This window comes from Microbacterium sp. XT11 (assembly GCF_001513675.1).
Lineage (GTDB): Bacteria > Actinomycetota > Actinomycetes > Actinomycetales > Microbacteriaceae > Microbacterium.
This window is the reverse complement of the sequence record NZ_CP013859.1, coordinates 1768648-1793232: the sequence shown is the minus strand read 5'-3', so window position 1 is coordinate 1793232 and position 24585 is coordinate 1768648. Positions and strand designations below refer to the sequence as shown.

Genomic DNA, 24585 nt, shown 5'->3' with positions numbered 1-24585 from the left:
GGAGCCATGTCGGCTGTCTCTACGTGATGAGACGACGGCATCCGCGATTCATTACGCGACTTCTGAGAAATTCTCCGGAGAGATTTCTCGACCACCGCTCCCCAGCCGGCGGCCTCGTCCGTCGTCATGGAGCGGAGGCCGGACCCCTCCCCAGAGGCCCGCCCCCGCCCCGCCGATGCCGTACCCCTGCAACCGGACGCTTGGGCGCCCCACCCCCTCGGGGCGCCTCGGCTGTCTCTGCGGGATGAGACGGGAAGAGTCGTCGTTCATTACGCAACTCCTGCAAAAAAGTTGCGAACAGGATGCGAACCCGACGGCCAGCCGCGCCAGAAGATCATTTTGATCAGGTCTTTTTCCCTTCTGGGGCGGACGAGGTGGAATGTCGATCAGGGGTGGCCCCGTCACCGGATCCGAGAGAGAATGGAAGACGCGCGTGATGAAACCGACCTTCGCGTGTCTCTTCCAGTGAAGACGCATCCGCTCTTCACGACAGATGGATGATTGTGAACGACGAGAAAGACCTGCACGACGACACGATCGCCGACGCCGAACTGGTGCTGCGCACGCGGGCCGGCGATACGGCGGCCTTCGGTGAACTCTGGCGGCGGCACTACCCTTCGGGGATGTCGGTGGCGCGGTCCATCACCTCGTCGATCGATCCCGACGATCTCGTGCAGGAGTCGTACACGCGGATCTATCAGGCGATCCTCAAGGGCGGCGGTCCCAACGGGTCCTTCCGCGCATACTTGTTCACGAGCATCCGCAACACGGCTGCAGCGTGGGGACGGTCGCGTCGCGAGTCCGCCATCGACGAGCTCGACACCGTGGCCGATCCAGACAGCACCGAGCAGGCCGCGAACGAGGCCCTCGACCGCAGCCTGACCGCTCAGGCCTTCCGCAGCCTGCCGTCGCGCTGGCAGGAGGTGCTCTGGTACACCGAGATCGAGCAGATGAAGCCGCAGGAAGCGGCGGTCCTGCTCGGCATGAAGGCGGGCGCGGTCTCGCAGCTGGCCTTCCGTGCACGCGAAGGCCTGCGCGAAGCGTGGATCCAGGCGCACCTCCGCAGCGCCGCACCCGGCTCGGAGTGCCAGTGGTCGATCGAGCATCTCGGTGCGTACTCGCGCGGCAACCTCAGCACGCGCGACCACAAGCGCGTCGAACTGCACCTCGATGAATGCGCGCGCTGCATGATCGTCGCCGCCGAGGCGAAGGACGTCTCGATGCGCCTCGCCCTCGTGCTCCTCCCGCTCGTCCTGGGAGTCACCGGAGCGGCCGGATACCTCGCCACCCTCCAGGGCGGCGGCACGCCGATCGTGGCCCTCGCCGCGATGCCATCGGGTGTCGTCCAGGGCGGAGTCGTCGCCACCGGTGCCGACGCCGCCGCGGACGGGGCGACCAAGGTCGGCGCCACCTCGGCCGGGGGCACGGGTGCCTCCGGTGCCGGAGCGGGCGCGGGCGCCGGCGCGTCCGGGGGCGTCCTCAGCGGTGTCGGACCCCTCGTCGGCGCCGGCTCAGCCGCCCTCGTCGTCGCCGGTGTGGTGGCAGCAGCAACGATCATTCCCAGCCTGGCCGGGGCGAGCCCTGTCGCGTCGCTTCCGAGCGCGGGCGAGAGCGGCGCCGGCGCGATCGCGTCGGACATCGCGCCGGACGAGTCGTTGAACACCGAGGAGCCCGTGGTCATCGAGGTGCCGGACGCGCCCGAGCCCGCCCCATCCCCGGTCGAGCCCGTGGCGCCGATCGAGGAAGCCCTGGCGCCCGAGTCCGCCCCGGGCGTGGCGGCTCCTGTCACCCCGGTCGAGACGACGCCCGTGGTGCCGGTCGACGAGGAGTCCGAACCCGGCGACGAGGTCGAAGAGCCGCAGCCGGGCACCGAACCCGAAGAGCCTCAGCCGGGCACCGAGCCGGAAGAGCCTGAGCCCGGCACCGACCCCGGCACGGAACCCGAAGAACCTGAGCCCGGCACCGATCCCGGCACCGATCCCGGCACCGATCCGGGCACGGAACCCGAAGAGCCTGAGCCCGGCACCGACCCGGGCACCGACCCCGGAACCGACCCCGGAACCGACCCCGGAACCGCGCTCCCCGAGGGGATGCCGCAGATCGTGACGACCACCTGCGAGCTCACGCTCGACGGATGGTTGTTGCCGGTCACCCACTACCGTGTTCAGGTGCAGGGCGTGCCGGGTGCCACGGTGCAGGCGTTGCTCGACGGCACGACCTCCGGAACCACGGGCGCTGTGCTCGACGCCGCCGGTGCCGGCACGGTCGACCTGCGGCCGACCCTCGCCCAATTGCTCAAAGACGTCGACGTGCAGTTCCAGTACGCCGCAGTCGACGCAGACGGATCCGTGATCGTCGGAACGCCGACCGCACCGGTCTCGCTCTCGGACCTTGCGGCCCCCTCCGGCTGCTCGTTCGCGAGTTTCGCGGATGCTGCTCTGTCGGAGACCGCAGAGCCCGGCGACACGGCGAGCGGCGAGCAGGCTCAGCCCGCCACCGACGAAGCGGTCACCCCGGCACCGGTGACTGACGCAGCGCCCGCCGCCGATGCGACGGATGCGGACCCCGCCGACACGGCCACTGCGGACTCCGCGCCCGCCGACGGCGCGACCGTGGACGCAGCGCCGTCAGAGCCGTCGGAGCCTGCGATCGACAGCACCGTGCCCGTCGAGCCTTCACCCGAAGCCGTCGTACCGGTCGCCGACAAGACCTCCGTGTCGCCCGAGACCGCGTCGGCCGAGTAGGCGCCGGCACCTCGGCGCGCGCCCGCACACGCTCGAAGGCCCGCCCGCGACGGCGTCCCTGACCGGCGGAAGTCCACGGCAGCCGCCGCGCTGAGCCGGCAGAGGGGCCGAATAGACTGGACGCATGCCCCAGGATTCCGCTCCCGTGCCCGGTGTCGACCGCCCGAACATCACCGTCCTCGACATCGTGCGGGCCTTCGTCCTGGTCGCCGCGGTCGCCACGCTCGCCCTTTGGGGTTTCGCCACCTGGCCGCTCCCCTGGAACGTCATCCTGGGCATCGGGGCGCCCGTGCTCGTCCTCCTGGTGTGGGCGCTGTTCCTCTCCCCACGGCCGGTGCTGCGGCTGCATCCCTTCCTCCGCGCCGCCGTCGAACTGCTCATCTACGTCGGCGTGACCATCGCGTGGTGGCTCATGGATCAGCCGGTCGTCGGCATCGCGTTCGCCGTGGTCGCCGTCGGGGCCGGAGTCATCAGCGGCCGACGCGCCCTGGGATGAACGCCCTCGGCCGCCTCATGGCCGCACTCCCCGACCGCATCGACATCTCGGAGAGCGCGCTGGAGGCCGCGCGCGCCGACCAGTCCGGTCATGCCGCGAGCGGCCGTCCGCTCGCCGTCGTGCACGCGCAGGGCGTGGAAGACGTGCAGACCGTCATGCGGATCGCGACCGAGACACGCACACCGGTGGTCGTGCGCGGCGCCGGGACGGGTCTCGCGGGGGCGGCGAACGCGGGGGAAGGCGAGATCGTGCTCTCGACGGCCCGGATGACGGCGGTGCATGAGATCAACGCCGCCGACCTGCTCGCGGTCGTCGAGCCCGGCATCCTGAACGCCGATCTCAACGCCCTGCTCGCGGAGCACGGCCTGTGGTGGCCGCCGGATCCCGCGAGCCGGGCGATCTCCACGGTGGGCGGCAACATCGCCACGGGCGCCGGCGGGCTGCTCTGCGCCAAGTACGGCGTGGTCCGCGACGCCGTGCTGGGCGTCGACCTCGTCCTCGCCGACGGACGGCTCCTCCGGCTCGGACACCGCAGCGTCAAGGGCGTGACCGGACTCGACCTCACGTCTCTGGTGATCGGATCGGAGGGCACTCTGGGCGTCATCGTCGGGGCGACGCTGAAGCTCCGCCGTCTGACGGACGGTGAGACCTGCACCATCGTCGCGACCTTCGCGGGAGTCCGCGCTGCCGCGGCGGCGAGCGCGGCGATCACGGCCCAGGGGCTGCAGCCGTCGATCATGGAGCTGATGGATGCCGCGAGCCTGGCGGCCGTCGCGTCCCTGCTCGCGCTGCCCGCCCCGCAGGCGGGGTCGGCGCAGCTCACCATCCAGACCGATGGGCCGACCGCCACCGCCGACGCCGCCGCCATCGCGGCAGTGCTCCGCGCGCACGGTGGCGTCGTCGAGACGTCCAGCGACCGGGAGGAGGGCGAACGCCTGCTCTCGATACGGCGATCGATGCACCCCGCCATGGCCGCGCTCGGCACGACGCTCATCGAAGACGTCTCCGTGCCGCGCAGCGCCATGCCGGCGATGTTCGACGAGATCGCTCGCATCGAGCGGGAGTTCGGTCTGAGCATCCCGACGGTCGCGCACGCAGGCGACGGCAACCTCCACCCCAACTTCGTCTTCGAGGGGCCGGACGTGCCTGAGGTCGTCTGGACCGCCGCCGACGCCCTGTTCCGGGCGGCCATCGCGCTCGGCGGCACCCTGACCGGCGAGCACGGCATCGGCACTCTCAAGAGCCGCTGGCTCGCAGCCGAGCTCGGCGACGATCAATGGGAGCTGCAGCGCCGGATCACACGGGTCTTCGATCCGCTCGGCATCCTCAACCCGGGAAAGGTGTTCGCCTCTCATGCCTGATATCCGCGTCAGCGCAGCCGTGATCGTCGACGACGCGGGCCGTGTGCTCGTCGTTCGCAAGAAGGGCACGACTCGGTTCATGCAGCCGGGCGGCAAGCCCGAACCCGGCGAGGAACCGGCACAGACCCTCGTCAGGGAGCTGCACGAGGAGCTCGGCGTGCTGCTCGACGAGCGCGACCTGCGACCGCTCGGCACCTTCGTCTCGGCAGCGGCCAACGAGCCGGGTCACCGCGTCGTCGCCGACGCGTTCGCGACCTCGATCGATCCGGATGCCGTGAGCGTGCGGGCCGAGCTCGCCGAACTCCGATGGATCACGCGGGACGACGCCGCCACGCTTCCTCTCGCTCCGCTCAGCACAGAGCACCTGCTGCCCCTCGCCTGGGCGCGCTGACCTGCACCTTTCGGCAGGTCAGGTGCAGCATCTGACTCAGATGCCCTGCCAGGCGGGCTTGTTGGCGTAGGTGTAGCGGTAGTAGTCCGCAAGCTTCAGCTTCGATGCGGCAGCTTCGTCGACGACCACCGTGGCGTGCGGATGCAGCTGGATCGCCGACCCCGGAAGAAGTGCCGTGAGCGGGCCTTCCACGGCATCCGCCACCGCCTGGGCCTTGCCCTCGCCGAACGCGAGCAGCACGAGGTGGCGCGCCTGGAGGATGGTGCCGAGCCCCTGCGTGATGCAGTGTCGCGGCACGTCGTCGATGGAGTCGAAGAAGCGCGCGTTGTCCTCGCGGGTCTGCTCGGTGAGCGTCTTGACGCGGGTGCGCGACGCGAACGACGACCCCGGCTCGTTGAATCCGATGTGCCCATCGGTGCCGATGCCGAGGATCTGCAGGTCCACTCCGCCCGCAGCCGCGATGGCCGCCTCGTAGTCCGCGCCGGCGTGCTGGATCGTGGCCTCCGCGCCGTTCGGCACGTGGATGCGCTGCGGATCGAACCCGAGCGGCTCCACGACCTCGCGGGTGATGACCGACCGATAGCTCTCGGGGTGAGCTGGATCGATGCCCACGTATTCGTCGAGGGCGAAGCCGCGCACCTGCGAGACGTCACGACCCGCCAGCCGCAACCGCAGGGCCTCGTACACCGGCAGCGGCGTCGAGCCCGTCGCGAGCCCCAGTACGGCATCGGGCCGTTCGTCGATGAGGGCCGCGATCTCATCGGCGACCAGCTCTCCGGCGGCCTGCTTGCTCTCGACGATGACGACTTCAGCCATGGGACACGATCTCCTTCGAAGGGACGGATGCGCCGATCAGCGCAGCGCCGAAAGCGGCAGCGGGCGAACCCGCGGGAAGCAGGTCGATTCTCTCATCCAGATGCAGCGACCTCATGAACGCCGACGACCCTGCCCCGGCCAGCAGAGCCGAGCGGATGCCGCGCTCGAGACGCTCTCCGAGGGCGGTGAGTCCGCCTCCGATCACGACGCGCTCGACGTCGGCCGACAGCACGAGCACGCGGACGGCTGCGGCGGCGCCGTGGAACAGGTCGGCTCGCAGCGCGACGGCCTCGGGATCGCCGGCATCCGCCGCGTCGAGGATGTCGCGCACGGGAAGGGCACCGGGACGACCCCAGGCGCGGGCGAGCGCCCCTCCCCCGCAGAACGTCTCGATGCAGCCGCGCTGACCGCATCCGCACGCCCGACCGTTCGGGTCGACCGAGAGATGCCCCACCTCGCCGGCGGTTCCCCGCGCGCCGCGCCAGATGCGGCCGTCGACGACGATCCCCGCAGCGACTCCGGTGCCCAGGTTGAGGTACGCCATGGATCCGCCGGCACCGCGGAGCATCGCGGCACCGAGGGCAGCCGCCTTCACGTCGTTCTCGACATGAACGGGCGCGCCGAGCCGGTCTCCGGCGCGGTCGGCGAGGTCGAGGGTCTCCACTCCGAGATTGACGGCGTGCAGCACGCGCCCCGTGCCGGAGTCCACGAGCCCGGGGATGCCGATCCCCGCTGACACGACGTCCGAAGGGGCGAACCCTGCCTCGCGCGCGAGCGCTGCCACTGCTTCCACGACGCTGTCGACCACGGCGTCTTCGCCCCAACCCGTCGGTCGACGGAGACGTCCGACGATCTGCCCGTCGGGCGACACCGCGACGGCGTCGATCTTCGTCCCTCCGACGTCGAGGCCCACTCGAATCGACCGGCCGTCGAGGCCGGCCGCGTCTGCATCCGTCATCGGACGGTGCTCCTGCCCGTGATCGTGCCGGTGGCGCGGCTCACGACACGCCCAGCTGACCGGAGAGCACCATGACGGCGGCGCCGCGGAGCACGATGTCGTCCTGACGGGTGAGGCGGACGGCCGCGTCCTCGAAGACGCCCTCGAGGGTGCGGGCGTGCAGCGTCTCGATCGCGGCGTCGATGAGGATGCCGTCGAGCAGGTCGGCCGGCCCCGACAGCACCACCTCGGAGAGATCGAGGGCGGCGACGATCGGAGCCGTGGCGATGGCCATGCGGGTGCCTGCGTCACGGAGGATGTCATCGCGGGCCTCGGGCTGGGCGTCGATCGCGGCGCGCAGCCGGCTGACGCTGAGCCAGGCCTCCAGGCAGCCGTCCTTGCCGCACGCGCACCGGGGCCCGCCGTCGGTTCCCACGACGACGTGACCGATCTCTCCGGCGGCGAACCGGCTGCCGAGCAGCGGCTGACTGCCGGTGATGAGCCCGGCACCCACACCGCGACCGATCTTGATGAGCATGAAGTCCGCCTTGGCCTCGCCGAACGTGTACTCCGCGAGCACCGCGGCGTTGGCGTCGTTGCGCACGAGAACCGGCAGATCGAGGTCGACGCTCAGCTTCGCCTCGAGCGGAAGGCCGGCCCAGCCGAGGTTGGGCGAGCTGAGCACCACCCCATCGGGGCGGACGACACCGGGAGTGCCGATGCCGACCCCCAGCACCGGCTGGGTCGCGGCCCCGACGAGCAGGCGCGCGAGCTCGAGCGTCGCGGCGTACGCTGCGTCGCCGTCGGGCGTCTCCGGCCTGGCGACCTCTCGGCGCTCGAGCACGTCGCCGTCGAGGCTCAGCACGGCGCCGACGAACGCGTTCGGGCCCGACAGATCGATGCCGACGATCTGGTGCCCCACCCGGTCGATGTCGATGAGGATGGGCGGTTTACCCGGTCCGACCGCCTCGCGCACGCCCATCTCGATGACGATGCCGTCGGCGATGAACTCGGCGACGAGATCGGAGATCGTGACGCGGGTCAGGCCCGTCTCGCGCGAGAGGTCTGCGCGGCTCATCGCCCCCGAGTGGTACAGGGTTTGCAGCACCAGGGCCCTGTTGTGCCCGCGAGCGTGCTCGGGGAGCACCTTGGTGCGCGATCTCAGATGACGCCCCGGCCCGAAGGCGTGGACGTTCACGCCGGCGTAATCGCCGGGCGACGAGGGGCGTTCATCCGATACGGACATGTTTGTTAGTAGACCTTACGAACAAAAAATGCGCAACCCCCGCGCCGCGCGCGCGATGCAGGGTTACCGAAACGTTACTTTATTCTGCCGTGCCCGCCGGTGTCGACGCGGCCCGCTCCATGAGGCGCGCCACGAGCCCCTCCACGATCGACTCGCGCTGGCTCACCGTGAGCGGCTTGCCCGGCACACCCGGCCGGCGTTGCGCGGGCGTCGGACCGTCGAGAGGACGATACCGCACGCCTGCGGCTTCGAGTCGTCGAAGGTGCACGAGCACGCGCCGGAGGAAGCCCTCCACCTCGCCGGGTTCTCCCCCGATCCACAGCCGCTCGGCGACGGCGGCGAGACGGGGGAACATCGCGAAATCCACCCGATCACGCGTCGGCAGATGCTCGGTCCAGACGTTCGCCTGGCCTCCGAGAGAACCCGGCTCGACGCGGAGCGAGTACGTGCGCTCGAGCGTCAGCGGCGGGCCGACGCGGATGGGCTCCTCCTCGGACTCCGACTGGGGGTAGTCAAGGTAGACAGCGAGGTCGGGACACGCGATCACCGGCACACCGCGACGGAGAGCCTCGCGCATCGCGACGGGGCCGCGCCATGCCAGGATCGCCACGCCGTCGGGCACGTCGCCCTCGAGCACCTCGTCCCACGCGAGTGCGGTGCGCCCGCGGCTGCGCACGTGCTCGACGAACTGCGCGGTGAACCACGGTTGCACCTCATGGGCCGTGCGCAGGCCCAGCTCGCGCATGCGCTCGGCCGCCGCAGCGCTCCGCTCCCACTCGGTGACGGGCACCTCGTCGCCGCCGATGCCGATCCACGGCGAGTCGAACAGGTCGCACAGAGCGTCGATCGCGGCACGCCCGAACTCCAGTGCGGCCTGCGTCGGCGCGAGGGTGCGGGCGTTCACGCCGAAGCGCTCCCACGGTCCGGATGCCGGTTCGCTCACATCCGCGTTCCCCAGCTCCGGGTACGCCGCCAGCGCCGCCTGGATGTGACCGGGCAGCTCGACCTCCGGCACGATCGTCACGAAACGCGCCGCCGCATAGTCCACGAGCTCGCGCAGCTCGGCATCCGTGTAGTGGCCCTCGTGCACGCCGGACTCGACCGTCGCCTGCGGGCCATGCCCCCGCTGCGTCGCCTCCCGCCGCGCGCCGATGGTGGTCAGCCGCGGGTATCCGGGCACCTCGAACCGCCACCCCTGATCATCGGTGAGGTGCAGGTGCAGCACCGTGAGGTGGTGGTCCGCCAGCAGATCGATCAGCCGGCGCACGTCGTCCGCCGGACGGAGGTGACGGGCGACGTCGAGCATGACTCCGCGCCAGCGGTACGCGGGGCTGCCTTCCCACCTGCCCGCCGGGATGCGCGCGCTCTCCGCCCCTGGCTCGCGCAGCTGTCGCAGCACGGTCGCCCCGCGGAACACGCCCTCCGGAGTCGCTCCCGCCACCTCGATCCGCTCCGCCGTGACCGTGAGCCGGAACGCCTCCGCAGCCACACGCCCGGCCGCCTCGGCCTGCTCGCCCACCGACGGGTCGACGACGAGCTCGATCGCCGGGGCGTCCGGGGCCGGCTCGGCGCCACGCAGACGGGCCGCGCTCACAGCAAGGGCATCGTCGCCCACGACGGACGTGCGCGCGTCCCACACGAACGGGGCCGCGGACGGGTCGATCTCCACGTGCACGAGCGGGACGGTGGCGCGATGCGGAGGCGGCGGCATCCGCAGTGCATGCCCCGGCGTCTCGCCGGTCACGGCGCCGTCACGCACGACCGGCACGCCGCCGACGAGCACTTCGATCACCCCGACCGGAGGTTCGAACGGCGCCTCGAACGTGGCTCCTGCCGCGACGGCATCCGGATCGAACAGCACGAGGTCGGCGACGGCGCCGGGCCGGATGACACCGCGCGGCGCGTCACCGCGATCGAGCCCCAGCCGAGCCGCGGGCGTGCCGGCGAGGTGACGCACGGCCTCCTCGAGCGACAGCACACCCAGATCCCGCGCGTAGTGGCCGAGGTAGCGCACGAAGGTGCCCCGGCCACGGGGATGCGGGCGCGCGCCGACGAGGATGCCGTCGCTCCCACCGCAATGGCGCGGATGCCGCATGATGGCGCGCACGTTGTCCTCATCGCCGATGTGCATGAGGATGCTCGTCGTGCCGCCGTCCGCCACGATCGTGTCGAGCACCACATCGATGGCGGCCCGGCCCGACGACTCTGCGATCTCCGTGATCGTGCGCCCGACGAGCGGTGCGAGCTCCGGGGCCGAGGTCCCGGCGATCTGAATCGCGCTCCAGTCCGCCCGCTCGCCGTGGAAGCCGTCGCAGCCGAGGTCTTCGAGTTCGACCCGCACCGCCTCGCGCTCGGCGGGGCCGAGGCCGCGGATCGTCGCCAGCAGGTCGCCCGACTCCGCGAGCCGGCTGGGCAGCAGGGCGGAGAGCGTCGTCGCCCCGGGCAGATAGGGGTAGGTGTCGAGCGTCACGTCGACGCCGTCGGCGATCGCCTCGTCGATGAGTGCGAGCAACTCGCCCGCGCGCCCGCGATTGGTGGCGAAGTTCATGGTCGCGTGCGTGAGATGGATAGGACACCCCGTCCGGCGGCCGATGTCCAGCGCCTCGCGGTAGGCGTCGAGCGCAGCGCCGCCGTAGCTGCGGGTGTGCGGAGCCCAGTATCCTCCCCGCTCCGCGACGATCCGGCACAGCGCCTCGAGCTCGGCCGTGTCGGCGTACATGCCGGGGGTGTAGGTGAGACCGCTGGACATGCCGAACGCGCCGGCGTCGAGGCCGGCCGCGAGCAGCGCGCACATCGCGTCGACCTCGTCCTGCGTCGCGCGCCGGTTCTCGTGTCCGACCACCATCATCCGCAGGTTGCCCTGCGGCACCAGCAGCGCGACGTTTCCGGCTGCCGCGGCGTCGACTGCGGCGAGCAGGTCGCCGATGGTGCGCCACGGCACGGAATCCGCCGGCCCGTTCCAGCCCGCGATCTGCACGGGGATGACGGATGCCACGGCGTCGTCGAGCGGCGCATAGCCGAGGCCGTCCTGCCCGATCACCTCGGTGGTCACGCCCTGCAGGATCTTCGCGTCGTGCGCGGCGCCGTTCAGCACCGCGAGATCGCTGTGCGCGTGCATGTCGATGAACCCCGGCGCCAGCACCAGCCCGCTCGCGTCGATCTCCACGGCTCCGGGCGGCAGACCGAACGAGCCGCCGGAACCCTCGCGACGCACCGCCACGATCCGCGCGCCCTCCACGGCCACGTCCGCACGGTAGCGCCGGGAGCCCGTTCCATCGATCACGGTGGCGTGCCGATAGACCCGCACCGGCTTCTCAGAGCTCAGCTGCACGTCACCCGGCGGCGTCCGGGGAATTTGTTGAGGCATCTAACAACGCTACTAGGCTGGTTTCATGACTGCGAAGATCCGGGTTTCGACCGACGCCGCCCCCGCCCCCGCTCACACCTTCTCGCAGGGCGTCCGCAAGGGCCCGATCGTCCAGGTGTCGGGCCAGGGTCCCGTCGATCCGGAGACGAACGAGTACGTGTTCCTCGGGGACGTCGCAGCGCAGACCACCCGCACGCTCGAGAACGTGAAGGCCATCGTCGAGGCCTCGGGCGCCACCTTCGACGACGTGGTCATGTTGCGCGTCTACCTCACCTCGCGCGACCACTTCGCGACCATGAACGAGGCGTACGGCGCCTTCGTCACCGCGCACACGCCGAGCGGTGTCCTGCCCTCGCGCACCACGGTCTTCACCGGACTCCCGCGGGAGGAGATGCTCGTCGAGATCGATGCGCTGGCCGTGGTCGACTGAACCTCGGAAACCCCCTGGCCACCCGGCGGTTTCCGTTGCCTCTTCGTTACCTGCGATCCCGTACCATTAGCGGTAGAGGACACGTTTGAAGACCGGGGGGTGAAGTTCGTGACCGATCTGATATCAGCGCCGGGCGCAGCGACAGAGAAACTGCGTGACACGGCCGCATCCGGTGACGGGCTCATCGCCACCATCTCGTCCGGCGATGCTCCCACCGAAGCGCTTCCGCCGACCGGCGGCGACCAGCCTCTCGCCTGGGCGCCGATCGAACCGACCCCGCGCAAGAAGCACCTCGGCCTCTGGATCGGCATCGGTGCGGGCGTGCTCCTGCTCGGCGCCGGAGCCGCGTCGATGATCCTCATCGCGCCGGGGACCACGGTCGCCGGCATCCCCGTCGGCTGGATGACGCCGGGCGCCGCGGCGGATGCGATCAGCTCGCACCTCGCCGAGACCGAGGTGACCCTCACGGGCGCCGGCGACGACGCGGTGCTGACCGGCGCCGACCTCGGTGCCGCCATCGACGCGCGTGCTCTCGCCGACGACGCGTTCGCGAACCATCCGATGTGGAACGTCACCGCGTGGGGTGCGACCGTGCCCGGCACCATCACCCTCGATCCCGACAAGGCCGATGACGCGTTGCGCGCCGCCGTGCCGTCGAGCTTCGACGATCCGGTGGATGCATCGGTCTCCTTCGACAGCGCCTCCGGGACTTACGTGGTCACTCCGGGTGAGGCCGGCACCGCGATCGACGTCGCCGACCTCACCGCCGCGATCACAGACACTCTCGCCGACGGCGGGCGGTCGCTGGAGTTCTCGGGCGACCCGCCCCCGGCCGCCCCCGCCGTGACGGACGACGACGCCGCCGCCGTGGCGACGTCGCTGAACTCCATGCTGGGAACGATCGGCTTCTACGTCGGAGACGAGCGCACGGTCCCCGTCGACCCGGCGACCGCCGCGAGCTGGATCAGCATCGTCGACGACGAGGGCGAACTGCGCATCGTGGCCGACGAAAAGGCCATCCAGGCCACCGTCGACGGGCTGCCCGCGCTCGTCGACCGGGCGCCGGTCAATGCCGCGAACATCGTCGACTCGGACGGAAAGGTGCTCCGCGAGGAGACGGCCGGCGTGAACGGACGCACTCTCGGCGACACGTCGGGCATCGCTTCGGAATTCGCCGCCCAGCTCGAGTCCGGAGACGGCGTCTACGCGCTCACGGTCACCGAGACGCCGTTCCAGTCGGTCAACCTGTTCCGCACCATCGACGTCAACCTCAGCGCGCAGACCGCCACCCTCTACGAGAACGGCGCGGTCGTGAAGTCGTGGAAGATCTCCTCCGGACGGGCAGGGACACCGACGGACGTCGGCAACTTCAAGGTCTACGCCCACGTGCGGATGCAGGACATGAGGGGCAGCAACCCCGACGGGACGAAGTACGTCACCGAAGACGTGCCCTGGGTCACGTACTTCAACGGCGACGAGGCGTTCCACGGCACCTACTGGCACAGCAACTTCGGCACACCGATGAGCCACGGCTGCGTCAACATGCCCATCGACGTCGCCAAGTACGTCTACGACTGGGCGCCGGTCGGCCTCGAGGTCTCCGTCCACCGCTGATCGACGTCATGCCTGATCGACGCTCGCCGCTCATCGACGTCCACCGCTGATCGACCCGCGCCGCTCATCGACGTCCGCCTCCGATCGACGCTCGTTTCACGGCGAGAGCGGCACTCACGACGACGACGGGCCGGATGCCCACGGCATCCGGCCCGTCGTCGTGAGAGCTCTCAGCGCAGCGCGTCGATGATCTCGTTGAGTGTGGCCGACGGACGCATGACCGCCGCGACGAGGGCGTCGTCGGGGCGGTAGTAGCCGCCGATCTCGGCCTTCTGCCCCTGCACCGCGTTCAGCTCCGACACGATCTTCTGCTCGTTCGCGGTGAGCGCCTCAGCCACCGGCGCGAAGGCCGCTGCCAGCTCGGCGTCCTTGCTCTGCTTCGCCAGCTCCTGCGCCCAGTACAGGCTCAGGTAGAAGTGGCTGCCGCGGTTGTCGATCGTGCCGAGGGCACGCCCGGGCGAACGGTCCTCCTCCAGGAAGGTGCCGGTGGCGGCATCGAGCGTCTCCGCCAGCACGCGGGCCTTCTCATTGCCCGTGCGGTCGGCGAAGTGCTCGAGCGACGCGGCGAGAGCGAAGAACTCGCCCAGCGAGTCCCACCGCAGGTAGTTCTCCTCGACGAGCTGCTGCACGTGCTTGGGCGCCGAGCCGCCGGCACCCGTCTCGAAGAGGCCACCACCGGCGAGCAGCGGGACGATCGAGAGCATCTTCGCGGACGTGCCGACCTCGAGGATCGGGAACAGGTCGGTGAGGTAGTCGCGCAGCACGTTGCCCGTCACCGAGATGGTGTCGAGACCGTGACGCATGCGCGCCAGCGTATACCGCGTGGCCTCCTCGGGGGCGAGGATCGTGATGGTGAGCCCCTTGGTGTCGAGCGTCGCGAGCGCCTGATGCACCTTGGCGATGATCTGCGCGTCGTGAGAGCGGTTGGCGTCGAGCCAGAAGACCGCGGGCGCGCCGGTCGCACGGGCACGCGTGACGGCGAGCTTCACCCAGTCCATGACCGGGATGTGCTTGGTCTGCGTGGCGCGCCAGATGTCGCCGGCCTCCACTTCGTGCTCGATGAGCACTGTGCCCTCACTGTCGAGCACCTGCACGACGCCGGGGGCGGCGATCTCGAACGTCTTGTCGTGGCTGCCGTACTCCTCGGCCGCCTGGGCCATGAGGCCGACGTTGGGCACGGTGCCGATCGTCGCGGGGTCGAGCGGGCCGTTCGCGATCACGTCGTCGATCACAGCCTGGTAGACGCCGGCGTACGACGAGTCGGGGATCACCGCGATGGTGTCGGCCTCCTCGCCGTCCTTGCCCCACAGCTTGCCGCCGTTGCGCACGAGCGCGGGCATGGAGGCGTCGACGATCACGTCGCTGGGCACGTGCAGGTTCGTGATCCCCTTGTCGGAGTTCACGTACGACAGCCGCGGCCCCTCGGCGATCGCGCGGTCGAACGCCGCGGCGATCTCGTCGCCGTTCGCCACGTTCGACAGACCCGCGAGGATCGACCCGAGACCGTCGTTCGCGCTCAGCCCGGCCTCGGCGAGCTCTGCGCCGTACTGGTCGAAGACGTCCTTGAAGAACGCCTTGACGACGTGGCCGAAGATGATCGGGTCGCTGACCTTCATCATCGTCGCCTTGAGGTGCACCGAGTAGAGCACGTCGTCGTTCTTCGCCTGCTCGAGCGTCTCGGCGAGGAACGCGTCGAGCGCGGATGCCGACAGGAAGGTCGCGTCGATGATCTCGCGCGGGAGGACCTTCAGCCCCTCCTTGAGCACCGTCACGGTGCCGTCCTTCGCCGTGTGGCGGAAGGTCAGCACGTCGTCGTGGGCGGCCACCCAGGAGCGCTCGTTGTTCTTGAAGTCGTCGTGACCGAGCGTCGCGACGCGCGTCTTCGACCCGTCGGCGAAGGGCTTGTTGCGATGCGGATGCTTCTTCGCGTAGTTCTTGACCGCCAGCGGCGCGCGGCGGTCGCTGTTGCCCTCGCGCAGCACGGGGTTCACGGCGGAGCCCTTGATGCGGTCGTAGCGCGCACGCACGTCCTTCTCCTCGAGCGTGGAGGGCTCATCGGGGAAGTCGGGGATGTCGTAGCCCTTCGCCTGCAGCTCGGCGATGGCCGCCTTCAGCTGCGGGATCGATGCCGAGATGTTCGGCAGCTTGATGATGTTCGCCTGCGGAAGGGTGGCCAGACCGCCCAGCTCGGCGAGTGCGTCACCGACCTGCTGCTCGGGCGTGAGCTTCTGCGGGAAGGCCGCGAGGATGCGACCGGCCAGCGAGATGTCGCGGGTCTCGACCTCGATGCCCGCCTGGCCGGTGTATGCCTGGATGATCGGGAGGAAGGAGGCGGTGGCGAGAGCCGGAGCCTCGTCGGTGTAGGTGTAGATGATGGCGTCGTCGGTCACCGGGAGGTTCTCCGTTCACGTGGCGATTTGTCTCGATACCAAGATACCTGAGCGGCCCTGACGCCGTGGGCGGCGGTGTTCGCTCGCGGCGTGCGTGGATTGTGTCGCGGTTTTCGTGTGCTGCCGCCGCTGAGGCGTTAGCCTTAGTTCATGTCCGAACTGCGCATGGTCGAACTCTCCGCTGCGACGATCGTCGCCGTGAACAACCTGTCGCTCAAGCCCGGACAGGAACAGTTCCTCGCCCCGGTGTCGTACGGCATCGCCGCCACCGTGGTGAATCCTGCCACCTCCTGGCAGCGCGTCATCCTCGATCGCAACGAGGTCGTCGGGTTCGTGAGTGCGAACTTCGACCCTGAGGCCCCGGAGGAGCACTTCCGCTCCGTCCTGTGGCGCATCAACGTCGACGCTGACGACCAGGGCCGCGGCGTCGGACGGTTCGCGGTCGAGGCCCTCGTCGACGAGGCGCGCTCCCGGGGCTTCGACCACGTCAACGTCATCTACGAGGCCGGAGAAGGCGGCCCCGAGAACTTCTTCCTCCGCGTCGGGTTCACCCCGGTGGGCGAGACCGCCTACGGCGAAGTCATCGCCGAGATCCGGGTACCCTCCTAAGCCGGCGGCGGGGTCTCGAATCCCCTCCCCCATCGAGACCTCGTCGCCCTCCGCCCGCGCGTCACGGCGTGGCATCGCACGCGTTTTGTTGGAACAAACGACAAAACCCTTGCGCGCGACCTGCTGTCGCGTCTACCATCGCTGAAGGCGCAAGCGAAGCGCTTCGATGAACCGGACGACGAGGGAGTCACGATGGCGACGATCCACGAGGTGGCACAGGCCGCCGGCGTGTCGATCAGCACCGTGTCCTACGCGTTGAGCGGCAAGCGCCCCATCTCGGAGAAGACCCGCCGCCGCATCGAGGCCGCCGCCGCCGAACTCGGATACCAGCCAGACGCCGGCGCCCGCATGCTCGCGGGTCGGCGGACGAACATCTTCGCGCTCACCGAGCCGCTGCGCGCCGACACCCACGCCCCCACGCACATGGCGTTCGTGCTCGCCACCGCCGTCGCCGCTCGGCGCCGCGGCTACGACATCCTGCTGCTCACCGACGAGCAGACGGCGGAAGGCATGAACCGCGTGACAGCGAGCAACCTCGTCGACGCGATCCTGGTGCTCGACGTGGCACCCGACGACGAGCGGGCGAGCATCGCCCGCAGCATCCGCACCCCGACGGTCTTCATCGGAATCCCCGACGACGCCGAGGGCCTCACCTGCGTCGACCTCGACTTCGAATCGGCCGGCGGGCTCGCCGTCGATCGACTGGCCGATGCAGGCCATCGGAGCGTCACGCTCTTCGGGCAGACCGAGACGGCCTACCGCCGTTCGAACTTCCCTCGGCGGCTGCTGCACGGCGTGCAGGAGCGCGGCGTCGAGCGCGGGGTGTCGGTCGACTGGATCACCACCGGAGCGGTGTCGACCGACTTCGGCGCTGTGCGCGACTCGGCGGCTGCGGCACTCGAACGCGGCGAGCGCGCTTTCATCGTGCACGCGGTCGACGACGCGCACGAGGCGGTGCTCGCGGCCGTGGCCGACAGCGGGCTCGCCGTGGGCACCGACGTCTCCCTCGTCTCGGCTGCAGCATCGTTCGACACCTCGACCCTCAGCGTGCCGGTCGACACCATCCCCCTGGTCCCCCAGCAGTCGTGCGAACGCGCCGTCGAGCTCGCGATGCAGCTGCTCGAGGAACCGCGCACGCCCGCGGCGATCCACCTTCTTCCACCCGAGTACCGCGCGGCCGGATCCGTCGTCCCGCCCCGGGAGTGACGCACCGTCGGGAGCGGACGCGCACGCGTTGAATCGAAACGCTTCGACCACGCGACAACTGAACACCCACACACCGCAGTGTCCGGCCCGACAGGGCCATCGAGAAAGGAGTGCCGACGATGGCACGCACCACCCGCAGGACCAAGACCCTGACCGCGCTGGCGGCGCTGACAGCGACCGGCATCGCGTTGAGCGGATGCACGGCAGGCGGCGCAGAGGAGGGCGGCGACGGCCAGACCCTCAAGCTGTGGCATTACGAGAGCGAAGACAGCGCGATGGGCAAGGCCTGGGCCGAGGCCATCAAGGTCTTCGAAGAGGAGACCGGAGCGACCGTCGAGTTCGAGGAGAAGTCGTTCGAGCAGATCCAGAAGACGGCCAGCCAGGTGCTCGACACGGATGCCGCGCCCGACCTCATGGAGTTCAACAAGGGCAACGCGACGGCGGGCTTCCTGGCATCCACCGGTCTGATCAGCGACATCTCCGATGCCGTCGACGAGTACGGCTGGGCCGACAAGCTCGCGCCGTCGCTGCAGACCACCGCGAAGTACTCCGACGACGGCGTCATGGGCGGCGACACCTGGTACGGCATCCCGAACTACGGCGAGTTCGTCGGCGTGTACTACAACAAGGACGCGTTCGCCGCCGCAGGTCTCGAGATCCCCACCACGTACGACGAGTTCGTCGACGTGCTCGACGCGTTCGTCGCGAAGGGGATCACACCGCTCGCCGAGGCCGGTGCCGAGTACCCGCTCGGACAGCTCTGGTATCAGCTCGCGCTGCTGAAGGGCGACCGCGGCTTCGTCGACGACTACCAGCTGTACAAGAACCCCGTCGACTGGCAGGGTCCGGAGATCACGTACGCCACCGAGACGCTGAAGGAGTACGTCGACAAGGGCTACATCGCCTCCGACGTCTCGTCCATCAAGGCCGAGGACGCCGGCGTGTCCTTCATCAACGGAACAGCGCCGATCTTCGTGTCGGGGTCGTGGTGGTACGGCAGGTTCGTCACCGAAGCCACCGGCTTCGACTGGACGATGACGGCCTTCCCCGGGGCCGACCTGTCGCTCGGCTCGTCGGGCAACCTCTGGGTGGTCCCGGAGAACGCCGCGAACAAGGACCTCGCCTACACCTTCATCGACATCACGATGCGGCCCGAGATCCAGGCCATCATCGGCAACAACGGCGGCCTGCCGGTCGCCGCGGATGCCGCGGACATCACCGATCCGAAGAGCTCGGAGCTGATCTCGACCTTCAACGGCATCCTCGACCAGGACGGCCTGTCGTTCTACCCCGACTGGCCCGCACCGGGCTTCTACGACGTCATCGTGCAGGAGCTCCAGGGTCTCATCACGGGCGCGCAGGATGCCGAGACCACGGCCGCCAACCTCGGCGACGCCTACGACGAAGGAACCGCGGACTTCCGCTGATCCGCTGAGGGGCCGGCGTCCACGCGGCGCCGGCCCTCCCGGAAGGTGACCATGACACGTGACACCCGTGCGGGCCGCACCGTGCTGCCGCCCGAACAGCCCTCGATCCCTCAGCGATCCGGCGGCACCGGGGCCTACTGGCTCTATCTGCTGCCCGGTTTCGTCCTGCTGCTGGTGGTCGTGCTCATCCCCCTCGTCTGGAACGCGTACCTGACGTTCACGCGCTGGAAAGGGGTGCGCGCACCGGAGTTCATCGGGCTCGGGAACTGGCAGAAGCTGTTCTCCGACGAGGACTTCTGGACCTCGTTCACCAACTCGGTGTGGATGATCCTCGCGATGGTCGTGGTGCCGACCGTCGTCGGACTGATCGTCGCCGCCCTGCTGTTCGACGTCATCGGCCGCAAGTTCGGCGGTCGGGTCGGCAGCTTCCTGCGCGCGACCTACTACCTCCCGCAGATCCTGCCCATCGCGGTGGCGGGCATCGTCATCGGCTGGATCGTGCGCCCGGGCGACGACGGAGCGCTGAACCAGATCCTCGGGTGGTTCGGCATCCCCGCCGTCGACTGGCTCGGCCAGATGCCGTCCGCGGTCATCGTGCTCATGGTGGTCATGGTCTGGGTGCAGATCGGCTACCCGGTCGTCGTCTTCATGGCTGCGCTCCAGCGCGTCGACCCCGAGCTCTACGAGGCGGCGGAGCTCGACGGAGCCAACTGGTTCCAGCGGTTCTCCGCCATCACGATGAGCATCATCCGCCCGGAGATCTTCGTCGTCACGCTCACCTGCACCATCGCGGCGCTCAAGGTCTTCGGACCCGTCTACATCATCACGCGCGGAGGGCCTGCCGGCGCCACCCTGGTGCCCGCCTACTACGCGTACCAGGAGTTCTTCACCAAGCGGAACATCGGCTACGGAGCCACCATCGCCACGGTGCTGACGATCGTCGTCGTGATCGTGTCGATCGTGTTCATCCGCGTGCAGAACTCGATCGAACGGAAAGAGAGGGCGGGGCTGTGAGCGCCACCACTGCGATCGTCACCGGAAAGCCTGGCAGGGCCCGAGGCGGCATGACCCGCAAGCGCGGCGTCGACTGGCTCCTGCTCGCGCTCGTCGTGGTCGGCGCGCTGCTCGTCATCGCGCCGTTCTATCTCGTGCTCGTGAACTCGTTCAAATCGCCCGTCGACTATGCGAACTCCGGTCCGCTCGCGCTGCCGCAGGAGCTCGACCTCACCGGCATCGTGAAGTTCTGGGAACGGGTGAACTTCCCGCAGAAGGTGTGGAACTCGGTCTTCATCTCCGGCATCGTCGCTGTGCTGGCCGTGCTCATCTCGATGCTCAACGCCTTCGCCATCGGCATCGGCCGGGTGCGCGGGCGCACGTGGATCGTGCTGCTGTTCCTGCTCGCGAACCTCCTCCCGCAGGAGGCGCTGCTCTACCCGCTGTACTACATGTTCAAGTCGGTCGGCCTGTACGACAACGTGTGGTCGGTGATCATCGTGTTCACGGTTATCCAGGCGGCGTTCGGCACCTACCTGCTCTCGTCGGTCTACGGCACATTCCCCAAGGAGGTGCTCGAGGCCGCGTCGCTCGACGGCGCGAACCGCTGGCAGATCCTGTGGCGCGTCGTGTTCCCGATCAGCCGTCCGACGCTGTCGGTGCTCCTCATCTTCTTCTTCATCTGGACGTGGAACGAATTCCTCATCCCCCTCACGTTCCTCGCGTCGAACGACAACCAGACGGTGCCCGTCGCCATCAGCGTGCTGCAGGGCGACCGCCTCATGGACGTCACCACGACCAGTGCCTCGGCGCTGCTCGGCATCATCCCGACGCTCATCTTCTTCCTCATCTTCCAGCGCACCCTCACGCGCGGCATCACAGCAGGAGCAGTCAAGTAATGAAGTTCACCGATGGTTTCTGGCAGGTGCGCCCCGGCGTGACGGCGCTGTACGCCCAGGAGGCGTACGACATCGAGACGACCGTCACGCCCGACGGCGACGGCCTCGTCATCACGGCGCCGACCAAGGTCATCGCCTCGCGGGGAGACACGCTCAACCGCCCCGTGCTGACGACGACGCTCTCCTCCCCCGCCGAGGGCGTGATCCGGGTGCGCATCGAGCACCACGCCGGATCGCGCCGGCACGACGGCTTCGAACTGCCTGGAGCCGGCAACGGCGCCGGGTCGGCGTCGGTGTCGGAAGCGGGAGGCGTGCTCGACGCCGGCTCGCTGGTCGCGCGGATCGCCCCCGGCGCCCCGTGGAACCTGTCGTTCGACGTGAACGGACGCCGGGTGACCGGCAGCGGACACCGCGCCCAGGGCTACATGCGCGTCGCCCCTGACGCGGCAGTCGACTCCGGCGTCGTCGGCAACCGCCACTACGACGCCGGGGTGCCCGCGGCATCCGCCTTCATGCACGAACAGCTCGACCTCGGCGTCGGCGAGCTGATCTACGGCCTCGGCGAGCGCTTCGGACCGCTCGTCAAGAACGGGCAGACCGTGGAGGTCTGGAACGCCGACGGCGGCACGTCGAGCGAGCAGGCCTACAAGAGCGTGCCCTTCCATCTCTCCAACCGCGGCTACGGCGTGCTCGTGAACGACCCGGGTCACGTGTCGTACGAGATCGGCTCGGAGGCCGTCGAGCGCGTGCAGTTCTCGGTCTCCGGAGAGGCCCTGGAGTACTTCGTCATCGCCGGCCCCACCCCGAAGGAGGTGCTGAGTCGCTACACCGCGCTCACGGGCCGGGCACCCGTGGTGCCGGCCTGGTCGTACGGGCTGTGGCTGTCGACGAGCTTCACCACCGACTACGACGAGAAGACCGTGAACTCCTTCATCGACGAGATGGCCGCGCGCGAGCTGCCGGTGTCGGTGTTCCACTTCGACTGCTTCTGGATGCGCGAGTTCACCTGGTGCGACTTCGAGTGGGATGCGCGCGTGTTCCCCGATCCCGACGGCATGCTCGCGCGTCTGCACGACAAGGACCTTCGGGTGTGCGTGTGGATCAACCCGTACATCGGTCAGCGCTCAGCCCTGTTCCGGGAGGCTGCGGATCGCGGCTATCTGGTGCGCAGGCCCGACGGGTCGATCTGGCAGTGGGACCTCTGGCAGGCCGGCATGGCCCTCGTCGACTTCACGAACCCCGAGGCAACGGCGTGGTACCAGTCGAAGCTGCGCGCTCTCGTGGATCAGGGCGTCGACTGCTTCAAGACCGACTTCGGCGAGCGCATCCCCACCGACGTGGTGTGGGCCGACGGCAGCGATCCCGAGCGCATGCACAACCTCTACACCCACCTGTACAACCGCGCCGTGCACGAGGTTCTCGTCGACGCGCGCGGCGAAGGAGAAGCCGTGCTCTTCGCCCGCTCCGCGACGACAGGCGGACAGAGCATGCCGGTGCACTGGGGCGGCGACTCGACGTCGACCTACGCGTCGATGGCCGAGACGCTGCGCGGCGGCCTGTCGCTGGCGCTCAGCGGGTTCGCGTTCTGGAGCCACGACATCGGCGGCTTCGAGGGCACTCCGGATGCCGGAGTGTTCAAGCGCTGGACGGCGTTCGGCCTGCTCGGCTCGCACTCCCGCTTCCACGGCTCCGGCTCGTATCGTGTGCCCTGGGCGTTCGACGAGGAGGCTGTCGAGGTGACCCGCCGGTTCACGCACCTGAAGATGCAGCTCATGCCGTACCTGTACCAGCAGGGCCTCGACGCCACGACGACGGGCGTGCCCGTGCTGCGACCGATGATGATGGAGTTCCCCGACGACCCCGCTGTCGGGTATCTCGACCGTCAGTACATGCTGGGCTCGTCGCTCCTCGTGGCGCCGGTGTTCGACCCCGACGGCGAGGTCGAGTTCTATCTGCCTGCGGGGGCCTGGACATCGCTGCTCACGGGTGAGAGCGTGGAGGGCGGCCGCTGGCGGCGCGAGACGCACGGATTCGACTCGCTGCCGCTGTATGCCAGGCCGGGAGCGGTCATCCCCTGGGGCGCCCGCTCGGACCGCCCGGATTACGACTACCACGACGGGCTCCGGTTGCGGGTCTTCCCCGGGGGGGCCGGCATGGCGTCGGTCACCGTCACGTCGCCCGACGGCGTCGCCCGCACCTATACCGCCGACCGAGAGGAGATCACCCGATGACCGACGACTACCGAGGATCGGGACTCGCGTTCCCCGACGGCTTCACGTTCGGCTCGGCCACGGCGTCGTACCAGATCGAGGGAGCCGCCTCCGAGGACGGCCGCACGCCGTCGATCTGGGACACGTTCAGCCACACCCCGGGGCGCGTGTGGAACGGCGACACCGGAGACGTCGCGTGCGATCACTACCATCGGGTCGAGCAGGACCTCGACCTCATGGCCGACCTGGGGCTCGAGGCGTACCGCTTCTCGATCGCCTGGCCGCGTATCGTCCCCGCCGCCGACGGTGCGGTGAACCAGCGCGGCGTCGACTTCTATTCGCGTCTCGTCGACGGACTCCTCGAGCGCGGCATCCGCCCCGTGGCGACGCTCTACCACTGGGATCTCCCCCAATACCTCGAGGACGCCGGCGGCTGGACAACCCGCGCCAGCACCGACGCCTTCGAACGATACGCCGCAGTCATGGGCGAGGCGCTCGGTGACCGCGTGCACACGTGGACGACCCTCAACGAGCCGTGGTGCTCGGCCTACCTCGGGTACGGACAGGGCGGCCACGCCCCGGGGCGGCACGAACCGGCATCCGCACTCGCGGCGGTGCATCATCTCAATCTCGCTCACGGACGAGCGCTGCAAGCGCTGCGGGCCACCTCGAGCGGCGACCCCGACTACTCGGTGACCCTGAACTTCCATGTGCTGCGCGGTCAGGGCGACGGCGCAGCCGAGGCGATGCGCCGCATCGATGCGCTGGCGAACCGCGCGTTCACCCACCCGATGCTGCGGGGCGAGTATCCGGCCGATCTCCTCGCCGACACCGCGGCCGTGACCGACTGGTCGTTCGTGCGCGACGGCGACCTCGCCACCATCAACCAGCCGATCGACGTGCTGGGCGTCAACTACTACTCGACAGCCACCGTGCGCCTGTGGGACGGGGTCTCTCCGAAGCAGAACAACGACGGTCACAAGGGCGCCGAGGGCGGCACGGCCTGGCCGGGCAGCGACAGCGTCGTCGAGTTCGTGGAGCAGCCTGGCCCGTACACCGCGATGGGGTGGAACATCGCCCCGGAGGGGCTCGAAGAGCTGCTCGTGTCGCTGTCGGAGCAGTTCCCCGCGCAGCCCCTCATGATCACCGAGAACGGCGCGGCGTTCGACGACGAGGTCGCTCCCGGCGGCGCAGTGCACGACGGCGACCGGATCGACTACCTCCGGCGCCACCTCACCGCCGCGCATCGCGCGATCGGCCGCGGCGTCGACCTGCGCGGCTACTTCGTGTGGTCGCTGCTCGACAACTTCGAGTGGGGATACGGCTACGCCAAGCGCTTCGGCATCGTGCGCGTCGACTTCGACACCCTCGAACGCACCGTGAAGGACTCGGGGCACTGGTACAGAGAGCTCATCGCGACCCGCACGGTGAACGCGCCCGCCCGGTGAA

At 69.6% G+C, this 24585-nt stretch carries 18 protein-coding genes; 13 read left to right on the top strand and 5 right to left on the bottom strand.

Going from position 1 to position 24585, the window contains the following annotated elements; all coding sequences use genetic code 11:
• Positions 1–503: 503 nt before the first annotated feature.
• From AB663_RS08265 to AB663_RS08250, 4 genes are all read left to right on the top strand, one after another.
• On the top strand, positions 504–2744 hold the full coding sequence (locus tag AB663_RS08265) for a sigma-70 family RNA polymerase sigma factor (protein WP_067197838.1): 2241 nt from the start codon (positions 504–506) through the stop codon (positions 2742–2744).
• A 124-nt stretch (positions 2745–2868) separates the two neighbouring features.
• The gene (locus tag AB663_RS08260; protein ID WP_067197835.1) at positions 2869–3240 is read left to right on the top strand and encodes a YrdB family protein; all 372 of its coding nucleotides are present in this window, start codon (positions 2869–2871) and stop codon (positions 3238–3240) included.
• Positions 3237–4601 carry an FAD-binding oxidoreductase gene (locus AB663_RS08255; protein ID WP_067197833.1) on the top strand — a complete coding sequence of 455 codons (1365 nt, stop codon included), beginning with the start codon at positions 3237–3239 and terminating at the stop codon, positions 4599–4601. The genes AB663_RS08260 and AB663_RS08255 overlap by 4 nt, the downstream gene beginning before the upstream one ends.
• Complete coding sequence (locus tag AB663_RS08250; protein ID WP_067197831.1) at positions 4594–4992, top strand: NUDIX hydrolase; 399 nt, start codon at positions 4594–4596, stop codon at positions 4990–4992. Before AB663_RS08255 ends, AB663_RS08250 begins: the two co-directional genes overlap by 8 nt.
• Positions 4993–5028: 36 nt before the next feature.
• Here the strand turns inward: AB663_RS08250 and nagB are convergent, their stop codons facing one another.
• From nagB to AB663_RS08230, 4 genes are all read right to left on the bottom strand, one after another.
• Positions 5029–5808, bottom strand: coding sequence for a glucosamine-6-phosphate deaminase (nagB, locus tag AB663_RS08245; RefSeq protein ID WP_067197829.1), 780 nt, complete (start codon positions 5806–5808; stop codon positions 5029–5031).
• Positions 5801–6766 (bottom strand): ROK family protein, encoded by a 966-nt coding sequence (locus AB663_RS08240; RefSeq protein ID WP_198147841.1) that lies wholly within the window; start codon positions 6764–6766, stop codon positions 5801–5803. The genes nagB and AB663_RS08240 overlap by 8 nt, the downstream gene beginning before the upstream one ends.
• 40 nt (positions 6767–6806) lie before the next feature.
• Complete coding sequence (locus AB663_RS08235) at positions 6807–7991, bottom strand: ROK family transcriptional regulator (protein ID WP_067197827.1); 1185 nt, start codon at positions 7989–7991, stop codon at positions 6807–6809.
• 79 nt (positions 7992–8070) lie between these two features.
• Positions 8071–11358 (bottom strand): family 20 glycosylhydrolase, encoded by a 3288-nt coding sequence (locus AB663_RS08230; protein ID WP_157540987.1) that lies wholly within the window; start codon positions 11356–11358, stop codon positions 8071–8073.
• A 25-nt stretch (positions 11359–11383) separates the two neighbouring features.
• On the opposite strand from AB663_RS08230, the gene AB663_RS08225 reads away from it, so the two are divergent.
• A complete protein-coding gene (locus tag AB663_RS08225; RefSeq protein ID WP_067197825.1) occupies positions 11384–11788 on the top strand; it encodes a RidA family protein in 405 nt (134 codons plus the stop codon).
• Between the two features lie 108 nt (positions 11789–11896).
• A complete protein-coding gene (locus tag AB663_RS08220) occupies positions 11897–13402 on the top strand; it encodes a L,D-transpeptidase family protein (RefSeq protein WP_232304510.1) in 1506 nt (501 codons plus the stop codon).
• Between the two features lie 170 nt (positions 13403–13572).
• Here AB663_RS08220 and AB663_RS08215 read toward each other — a convergent pair whose 3' ends face one another.
• Positions 13573–15792, bottom strand: coding sequence for an NADP-dependent isocitrate dehydrogenase (locus tag AB663_RS08215; protein ID WP_067197824.1), 2220 nt, complete (start codon positions 15790–15792; stop codon positions 13573–13575).
• Positions 15793–15942: 150 nt separating this feature from the next.
• Between AB663_RS08215 and AB663_RS08210 the strand changes: the two genes are divergently transcribed.
• The 7 genes from AB663_RS08210 (at position 15943) to AB663_RS08180 (ending at position 24584) form a co-directional block, all read left to right on the top strand.
• Positions 15943–16401, top strand: coding sequence for a GNAT family N-acetyltransferase (locus AB663_RS08210; RefSeq protein WP_067197822.1), 459 nt, complete (start codon positions 15943–15945; stop codon positions 16399–16401).
• A 192-nt stretch (positions 16402–16593) separates the two neighbouring features.
• Positions 16594–17607: a LacI family DNA-binding transcriptional regulator gene (locus AB663_RS08205; RefSeq protein ID WP_067197820.1), complete on the top strand. Its 1014-nt coding sequence runs from the start codon at positions 16594–16596 to the stop codon at positions 17605–17607.
• Between the two features lie 119 nt (positions 17608–17726).
• On the top strand, positions 17727–19034 hold the full coding sequence (locus AB663_RS08200) for an ABC transporter substrate-binding protein (protein ID WP_067197817.1): 1308 nt from the start codon (positions 17727–17729) through the stop codon (positions 19032–19034).
• 51 nt (positions 19035–19085) lie between these two features.
• The gene (locus tag AB663_RS08195) at positions 19086–20048 is read left to right on the top strand and encodes a carbohydrate ABC transporter permease (RefSeq protein ID WP_067197816.1); all 963 of its coding nucleotides are present in this window, start codon (positions 19086–19088) and stop codon (positions 20046–20048) included.
• A complete protein-coding gene (locus AB663_RS08190) occupies positions 20045–20926 on the top strand; it encodes a carbohydrate ABC transporter permease (protein ID WP_083511168.1) in 882 nt (293 codons plus the stop codon). Before AB663_RS08195 ends, AB663_RS08190 begins: the two co-directional genes overlap by 4 nt.
• Entirely contained in the window at positions 20926–23157 is a 2232-nt protein-coding gene (gene yicI, locus AB663_RS08185) for an alpha-xylosidase (RefSeq protein ID WP_067197812.1), read from the top strand. The genes AB663_RS08190 and yicI overlap by 1 nt, the downstream gene beginning before the upstream one ends.
• Positions 23154–24584 carry a GH1 family beta-glucosidase gene (locus AB663_RS08180; protein WP_067197811.1) on the top strand — a complete coding sequence of 477 codons (1431 nt, stop codon included), beginning with the start codon at positions 23154–23156 and terminating at the stop codon, positions 24582–24584. Before yicI ends, AB663_RS08180 begins: the two co-directional genes overlap by 4 nt.
• Position 24585: the final 1 nt, after the last annotated feature.

Bases quoted from the DNA above. Each gene is read 5' to 3' on its own strand.
- AB663_RS08260 (WP_067197835.1), top strand. From the start codon at position 2,869: ATGCCCCAGGATTCCGCTCCCGTGCCCGGTGTCGACCGCCCGAACATC.
- AB663_RS08255 (WP_067197833.1), top strand. From the start codon at position 3,237: ATGAACGCCCTCGGCCGCCTCATGGCCGCACTCCCCGACCGCATCGAC.
- AB663_RS08250 (WP_067197831.1), top strand. From the start codon at position 4,594: ATGCCTGATATCCGCGTCAGCGCAGCCGTGATCGTCGACGACGCGGGC.
- nagB (WP_067197829.1), bottom strand. From the start codon at position 5,808: ATGGCTGAAGTCGTCATCGTCGAGAGCAAGCAGGCCGCCGGAGAGCTG.
- AB663_RS08240 (WP_198147841.1), bottom strand. From the start codon at position 6,766: ATGACGGATGCAGACGCGGCCGGCCTCGACGGCCGGTCGATTCGAGTG.
- AB663_RS08235 (WP_067197827.1), bottom strand. From the start codon at position 7,991: ATGTCCGTATCGGATGAACGCCCCTCGTCGCCCGGCGATTACGCCGGC.
- AB663_RS08230 (WP_157540987.1), bottom strand. From the start codon at position 11,358: ATGCCTCAACAAATTCCCCGGACGCCGCCGGGTGACGTGCAGCTGAGC.
- AB663_RS08225 (WP_067197825.1), top strand. From the start codon at position 11,384: ATGACTGCGAAGATCCGGGTTTCGACCGACGCCGCCCCCGCCCCCGCT.
- AB663_RS08210 (WP_067197822.1), top strand. From the start codon at position 15,943: ATGTCCGAACTGCGCATGGTCGAACTCTCCGCTGCGACGATCGTCGCC.
- AB663_RS08205 (WP_067197820.1), top strand. From the start codon at position 16,594: ATGGCGACGATCCACGAGGTGGCACAGGCCGCCGGCGTGTCGATCAGC.
- AB663_RS08200 (WP_067197817.1), top strand. From the start codon at position 17,727: ATGGCACGCACCACCCGCAGGACCAAGACCCTGACCGCGCTGGCGGCG.
- AB663_RS08195 (WP_067197816.1), top strand. From the start codon at position 19,086: ATGACACGTGACACCCGTGCGGGCCGCACCGTGCTGCCGCCCGAACAG.
- yicI (WP_067197812.1), top strand. From the start codon at position 20,926: ATGAAGTTCACCGATGGTTTCTGGCAGGTGCGCCCCGGCGTGACGGCG.
- AB663_RS08180 (WP_067197811.1), top strand. From the start codon at position 23,154: ATGACCGACGACTACCGAGGATCGGGACTCGCGTTCCCCGACGGCTTC.